Source organism: Mycobacterium colombiense, from assembly GCF_003284975.1.
Taxonomy (GTDB): Bacteria; Actinomycetota; Actinomycetes; order Mycobacteriales; family Mycobacteriaceae; genus Mycobacterium; species Mycobacterium europaeum_A.
This window is the reverse complement of sequence record NZ_QMEU01000165.1, coordinates 1-6,897: the sequence shown is the minus strand read 5'-3', so window position 1 is coordinate 6,897 and position 6,897 is coordinate 1. Positions and strand designations below refer to the sequence as shown.

General features: G+C 69.1%; 5 protein-coding genes and 1 riboswitch. Of the genes, 4 read left to right on the top strand and 1 reads right to left on the bottom strand.

Annotation, left to right across the window (positions count from 1 at the left end):
- From DQP58_RS25435 to ileS, 3 genes are all read left to right on the top strand, one after another.
- On the top strand, positions 1-553 hold a 553-nt coding region (locus DQP58_RS25435), incomplete at its 5' end, for an NAD(P)H-dependent flavin oxidoreductase (RefSeq protein ID WP_205869544.1).
- Positions 554-688: 135 nt separating this feature from the next.
- A riboswitch (M-box (ykoK) riboswitch) is annotated at positions 689-874 on the top strand.
- Between the two features lie 286 nt (positions 875-1,160).
- On the top strand, positions 1,161-1,412 hold the full coding sequence (locus DQP58_RS25430; RefSeq protein ID WP_112710847.1) for an Rv1535 family protein: 252 nt from the start codon (positions 1,161-1,163) through the stop codon (positions 1,410-1,412).
- A 326-nt stretch (positions 1,413-1,738) separates the two neighbouring features.
- Positions 1,739-4,858 carry an isoleucine--tRNA ligase gene (gene ileS, locus DQP58_RS25425; protein ID WP_112710846.1) on the top strand — a complete coding sequence of 1,040 codons (3,120 nt, stop codon included), beginning with the start codon at positions 1,739-1,741 and terminating at the stop codon, positions 4,856-4,858.
- Between the two features lie 6 nt (positions 4,859-4,864).
- On the opposite strand, the gene DQP58_RS25420 is transcribed toward ileS, so the two are convergent.
- Positions 4,865-5,383, bottom strand: coding sequence for a hypothetical protein (locus DQP58_RS25420; protein WP_205869543.1), 519 nt, complete (start codon positions 5,381-5,383; stop codon positions 4,865-4,867).
- 66 nt (positions 5,384-5,449) lie between these two features.
- Here DQP58_RS25420 and DQP58_RS25415 point away from each other — a divergent pair, with 66 nt between their 5' ends.
- On the top strand, positions 5,450-6,844 hold the full coding sequence (locus DQP58_RS25415) for a DNA polymerase IV (protein WP_165827955.1): 1,395 nt from the start codon (positions 5,450-5,452) through the stop codon (positions 6,842-6,844).
- The last annotated feature ends 53 nt before the right edge of the window (positions 6,845-6,897 follow it).

The window sequence follows — 6,897 nt, the reverse complement described above, 5'->3', positions numbered from 1 at the left end:
CGAGGCCGGCGGTCATACCGGCGAGGTGGCGACCATGGTCCTGGTCCCCGAGGTCGTCGATGCGGTGGCGCCGGTGCCCGTCCTGGCCGCCGGCGGGATTGCCCGCGGTCGCCAGATCGCGGCCGCGCTGGCCCTGGGCGCGGAGGGCGTGTGGTGCGGCTCGGTGTGGCTGACCACCGAGGAGGCCGAGACCGTGCCCGTGGTCAAGGAGAAGTTCCTGGCCGCCAGCTCGTCGGACACCGTCCGGTCGCGCTCGATGACGGGCAAGCCGGCGCGAATGCTGCGCACCGCCTGGACCGATGAGTGGGAGCGGCCGGAAAACCCTGACCCCCTGGGCATGCCGCTGCAGACCGCGCTGGTCACCGAGCCGCAGGTGCGCATCAACTCCGCCGCCGCGCAGGCGGGCGCCAAGGCCCGTGAGCTGGCCACCTACTTCGTCGGGCAGGTGGTGGGCTCGCTTGACCGGGTCCGCCCGACGCGCTCGGTGGTGCTCGACATGGTCGAGGAGTTCATCGACACGATCGGCCGGCTCGAGGGCCTGGTCGACACCTGATCCGGGTTGTTCGTCCAGGTCAGGGTCGTAAACCTGACCGGATGCTGTGTGCCCGCCGCAGGAATCCGCACAGAATCCCCGACACGCCATCCAGGGATTTGACCGCGTCATACCCGTCGTGCATTATCGGTCGGGTATGCACCTCGTTAGGTGAGGCGTCTACACGAATACAGGCCACTGACCCCGAACGTCGAAAGACGCCCCGGGTCAGGACAGCTCCTCCCGGCTTAAGGGTTGAGCCCAGGTGGCTTCCGGCTCGGATTGTTTTTCCAGGCCAGGACACGTCGTGTGGTGCCGAAGCTCTGACGAGAGGGGTGCGGAACTCCGGCGGTCGTCGGATTTCGCTCCTTTGCTGCGCATAGATCGCACGCGAACCGCGCGTGCGTCGTGACCGCGAGGAGGTGAGGGACAGATGCGTTCTAGCGATAGTCCGGATCGAAGTCCGAACTGTGTTTCGTCCCCACCCGGTCTCCGGCGCGACCTTCTCGGCTGAGTCGTCGCAACGCTAAGTGGTTATCGGCCAAGCGTTCTCGAGATCGGAACCGACACGGGGCGGGACACGTCAGTCCAATCAATCCCCGTTGGATCTCCCCTCTAGGAGGCGATGATGACCGTAGCTTTCTACGACGAAGTGGTGACCGTAGCGCCCGCCCGCACGCTGACCGTGGTGCGCGACACCGACACCGCTCCCGCCCTCGCGCAGGCCCCCGTGGCCAAGGTCCGCCGCCGCGCCGACACCCCGCCGTTCGGCGCCGGTAGCGACCCGCTGGTGGACGGCGCCGCTCGGCTGCTGAGCGTGCCGCTGCGTCACGTGTACGCCGCACTGTGGCGCGTCGGCGTCCTAGAAGTCCGGGCCTGAAGCCGAACTCCGATGGACGTCGAGCAACTCGGGCTCCAAGGGGTCGCCTGGTCGCAGACGTAGTTCTGCGCCTTGGCGACCCCTTGGAGTGCACCCGGATTTGCGGGTCTTCGTAGAATCGTCTTACTGGCATCGATCCGGCCATCACCGGGGAGCCTTCGGAAGAACAGCCCTCGTGGCCCAGTAGAACCGAACGGGTAGGCCCGTCACAGCCGTCATCGAGTGGCCACGCGAAAGCGCGGCAAGCGGGGTGGTACCGCGGCGCTCGCGCAGCCAGCGCGTCGTCGTCCCCGGTTTGCACCGTGGCACAGGAGACAACGCGCATCGTGACCGACAACGCTGAGGTTCAGGCCTACCCGAAGCCAGGAGCGCCCGACTTCCCGGCGCTCGAGCTCGAGGTGCTCGACTACTGGGCCCGCGACAACACCTTCCGGGCCAGCATCGCCCGCCGCGACGACGCACCGGAATACGTGTTCTACGACGGGCCGCCGTTCGCCAACGGGCTGCCGCACTACGGTCACCTGCTCACCGGCTACGTCAAGGACATCGTGCCGCGGTACCGCACCATGCGCGGCTACAAAGTGGAGCGCCGCTTCGGCTGGGACACCCACGGGCTGCCCGCCGAACTCGAGGTCGAGCGCCAGCTCGGGATCACCGACAAATCGCAGATCGACGACATGGGCATCGCGGCGTTCAACGACGCCTGCCGCGCCTCGGTGCTGCGCTACACCGACGAATGGCAGGCCTACGTCACCCGCCAGGCGCGCTGGGTCGACTTCGACAACGACTACAAGACGCTGGATCTGCCCTACATGGAGTCGGTGATCTGGGCGTTCAAACAACTCTGGGACAAGGGCCTGGCCTACGAGGGCTACCGGGTGTTGCCCTACTGCTGGCGCGACGAAACCCCGCTGTCCAACCACGAGCTGCGGATGGACGACGACGTGTACCAGAGCCGCCAGGACCCGGCCCTGACGGTGGGTTTCAAGGTGGTCGGCGGCCCGCTGGACGGGGCACATCTGCTGGTGTGGACGACGACGCCGTGGACGCTGCCCTCCAACCTCGCCGTCGCCGTCAATCCCGACGTGACCTACGTCGAAGTCCGTTCGGAGGGCAGGCGTTTCGTGCTCGCGCAACCGCGGCTGGCCGCCTACGCCCGCGAGCTGGGGGACGAGCTCGAGGTCCTGGCCACCTATGTCGGCGCCGACCTGCTCGGCACGCGGTACCTGCCGCCGTTCCCGTACTTTATGGACACCAACAAGGCATTTGTGGTGCTGCCCGGCGAGTTCGTCACCACCGAGGACGGCACCGGCATCGTGCACATGGCGCCGGCCTACGGCGAGGACGACATGGCCACCACCGACAAGGTCGGCATCGTCCCGGTCACGCCGGTCGACTCCAAGGGACGGTTCGACGGCACCGTCCCGGATTACCAGGGGCAGCACGTCTTTGACGCCAACCCGCACATCATCCGCGACCTGAAGAACGGCAGCGGCCCGGCGGCGGCCAACGGGGCGGTGCTGCTGCGTCACGAAACCTACGAGCACCCCTACCCGCACTGCTGGCGATGCCGCAATCCGCTGATCTACCGGGCGGTGTCGTCGTGGTTCGTCGCGGTCACCGAATTCCGGGACCGCATGGTCGAGCTCAACCAGCAGATCACCTGGTATCCCGAGCATGTCAAGGACGGCCAGTTCGGCAAGTGGCTGCAGGGCGCCCGCGACTGGTCGATCTCGCGAAACCGCTACTGGGGCACCCCGATTCCGGTGTGGAAGTCCGACGACCCCGCCTACCCGAGGATCGACGTCTACGGCAGCCTCGACGAACTCGAACGCGACTTCGGGGTGCGGCCCACCAATCTGCACCGGCCGTTCATCGACGAGCTGACCCGGCCCAACCCCGACGATCCGACCGGGGCCAGCACGATGCGGCGCATCCCCGACGTGCTCGACGTGTGGTTCGACTCGGGTTCGATGCCCTATGCCCAGGTGCACTACCCGTTCGAGAATCGCGACTGGTTCGACGGCCACTACCCGGGTGACTTCATCGTCGAGTACATCGGGCAGACCCGCGGCTGGTTCTACACCCTGCACGTGCTGGCCACCGCGCTCTTCGACCGGCCGGCCTTCAAAACCTGTGTGGCACATGGCATCGTGCTGGGCTCCGACGGCCAGAAGATGAGCAAGTCGCTGCGGAACTATCCCGACGTGTCCGAGGTGTTCGACCGCGACGGCTCCGACGCCATGCGCTGGTTCCTGATGGCCTCGCCGATCCTGCGCGGCGGCAATCTCATCGTGACCGAACAGGGCATCCGCGAGGGCGTGCGCCAGGTGCTGCTGCCGTTCTGGAACGCCTACAGCTTCCTGGCCCTCTACGCGCCCAAAGTCGGTACCTGGCGCACCGATTCGACGCAGGTGCTGGACCGCTACATCCTGGCCAAGCTCGCCGAGCTGCGCGACGACCTGACGCATGAGATGGACACCTGTGACATCTCACGGGCCTGCGAGCAGCTGCGCCAGTTCACCGAGGCGCTGACGAACTGGTATGTGCGGCGGTCGCGTTCGCGGTTCTGGGAAGAGGATGCCGACGCCATCGACACCCTGCACACCGTGCTGGAGGTGACCGCGCGGCTGGCCGCGCCGCTGCTGCCCTCGGTCACCGAGATCGTCTGGCGCGGCCTGACTTCGCAGCGGTCGGTGCACCTGACCGATTGGCCGCAGGCCGGCGATGTGCCCGCCGACCCCGACCTGGTCGCCGCGATGGATCAGGTCCGCGACGTCTGCTCGGCCGCGTCCTCGCTGCGTAAGGCCAAGAAACTGCGGGTGCGGTTGCCGTTGCCGAAACTCACGGTGGCCGTGGCGGATCCGCAGCGGCTGGAGCCGTTCGTCGACCTCATCGCCGACGAACTCAACGTCAAGAAGGTCGAGCTGACCGACGCGATCGACACCTACGGCCGCTTCGAGCTCACCGTCAACGCGCGGGTGGCCGGGCCCCGGCTCGGCAAGGACGTGCAGGCCGCCATCAAGGCGGTCAAGGCGGGCGAGGGGGTGGTCAATCCCGACGGCACCCTGACCGCGGGTCCCGCTGTGCTGCAACCCGGGGAATACAGCTCACGACTGGTCGCCGCCGACCCGGAATTCACCGCGGCCCTGCCCGACGGCGCGGGCCTGGTGGTTTTGGACGGCACGGTGACCCCCGAGCTCGAGGCCGAAGGCTGGGCCAAGGACCGGATCCGCGAATTGCAGGAGTTGCGCAAGTCGACGGGTCTGGATGTGTCCGACCGGATTTCGGTGGTGATGGCGGTGCCGGACGAGCGGGCCGACTGGGCGCGCACCTACCGCGACCTCATCGCGGGTGAGATCCTGGCCACCAGCTTCGAATTCGGCGACCCGGCCGACGGCGCCGAGATCGGCGACGGCGTGCGGGTGCGCATCGCCAAGGCGTAGCGAGGGTCAGCGAGATCGCAGCGCGCGGTGGGCGTGCGGCCAGAACGGCATGCCAACGGCGACCGTCGCCCCGGTGGCGATCACGCCGACCGCCACGTCGACGCTCTTGCGACCATCCGAGGCCCAATAGACGTCCTTGAGGTCCAACAGCAGCGCCAGCTCGTCGACGATCATCGCGTTGGCCGCGCCGTACGCCACCGCCGCCGCGGGGTGCTGGCGTTGCTTGTCGCTACCCCGCAGCCCCACGCCGGCCACCGTCGCCAGCATGCCGATGCCGATGTTGTAGTGGTGAAAGTGCTTGCCGCCCAACGACACTCCACCACCGGAGGGTCCATGCCCGGCCCGGATCCAGTGGGTGAGACCGCGCAGGCCGGCGAAGGTGAGGGTGAACGAGGCCCAGGCCAGCACGGTGGCCTGCTCCCCGGGCTGCAGGCGCTCGTTCCATTGGTGGCGCAGCCGCGCCCATCGCGTCGAGGGCGACGCGTCCCGGTGCGGAACGGCCGCAGCGCCGGACTCGGTGGTCATGACAAAACGGTAGTTCACCTGGCCCGTCGTGGGGGCAATAGCATCGATCGGGTGGAGTCGCGGTGGGTGCTGCACCTGGACATGGATGCGTTCTTCGCCTCCGTCGAGCAACTCACCCGCCCGACGCTGCGCGGGCGCCCCGTGCTGGTCGGCGGTGTGGGCGGGCGCGGCGTGGTGGCGGGGGCCAGCTACGAGGCGCGCGTGTTCGGGGCGCGCTCGGCCATGCCCATGCACCAGGCCCGCCGGCTGGTCGGCGTCGGCGCGGTGGTGCTGCCGCCGCGCGGCGTGGTCTACGGGCTGGCCAGCCGCCGGGTGTTCGACACGATCCGCGCCGTGGTGCCCGTGGTCGAGCAGTCGTCCTTCGACGAGGGGTTCGGCGAACCCGCCCAGCTCGCCGGGGCGTCCGCCGAGGACGTCGAGGCGTTCTGCGAGGACCTGCGCCGAAGGGTCCGCGACCACACCGGGCTGATCGCCTCGGTGGGCGCCGGGTCGGGCAAGCAGATCGCCAAGATCGCCTCCGGACTGGCCAAGCCCGACGGGGTCCGGGTGGTGCGCCGCGCCGAGGAACGCCTGCTGCTGGGCGGGCTGCCGGTGCGCCGGCTGTGGGGGATCGGCCCGGTCGCCGAGGAGCGGTTGCATCGCCTCGGCATCGAGACCATCGGCGAGCTGGCCGCGCTGACCGAGGCTGAGGCGGCCAACATCCTGGGCGCCACGATCGGGCCGGCGCTGCACCGGCTGGCCCGCGGCATCGACGACCGCCCGGTCGCCGAGCGCGCCGAGGCCAAGCAGATCAGCTCCGAATCGACCTTCGCCGTCGACCTGACCAGCCTGGAGCAGTTGCGCGAGGCCATCGAGCCGATCGCCGAGCACGCCCATCAGCGCCTGCTGCGCGATGGTCGCGGCGCGCGCACCGTCACGGTCAAGTTGAAGAAATCCGACATGAGCACGCTGACGCGGTCGGCGACGCTGCCGTACGCCACCACCGAGGTCGCCGCGCTGCTCGGTCTGGCCCGCCGGCTGCTGCTGGATCCGCGCGAGATCGGGCCCATTCGCCTGCTCGGCGTGGGCTTTTCGGGGCTGAGCGACGTGCGGCAGGAATCGCTGTTCCCTGACTTGGAAGTGCCTGAGCCGCAACATGATTCGCCGTCGGTGGAAACCGCGACCGAGGCCATGTTCGCCCCCGGCCCCGACGATGCCGGGTGGCGGGTCGGCGACGACGTGGCCCACCGCGACCTCGGGCACGGCTGGGTGCAGGGCGCCGGCCACGGCGTGGTCACCGCGCGGTTCGAAACCCGCACCTCCGGACCCGGCCCGGCCCGCACGTTCCCCGCAGATGGCGGCGACCTGGTGCGCGCGAACCCGGTCGATTCCCTGGATTGGCCCGATTACGTCGGCGCGCTGCAGACCTCCGAAGTCAGAGCGGTGTCAGCCCCATCGAGCGAGGATGTCGGCCGCGGGTAGCCGCGCGGCCAACGCGGCGATCAGCAGCACCCGCGCCTGGGGCGGCCGCAGCC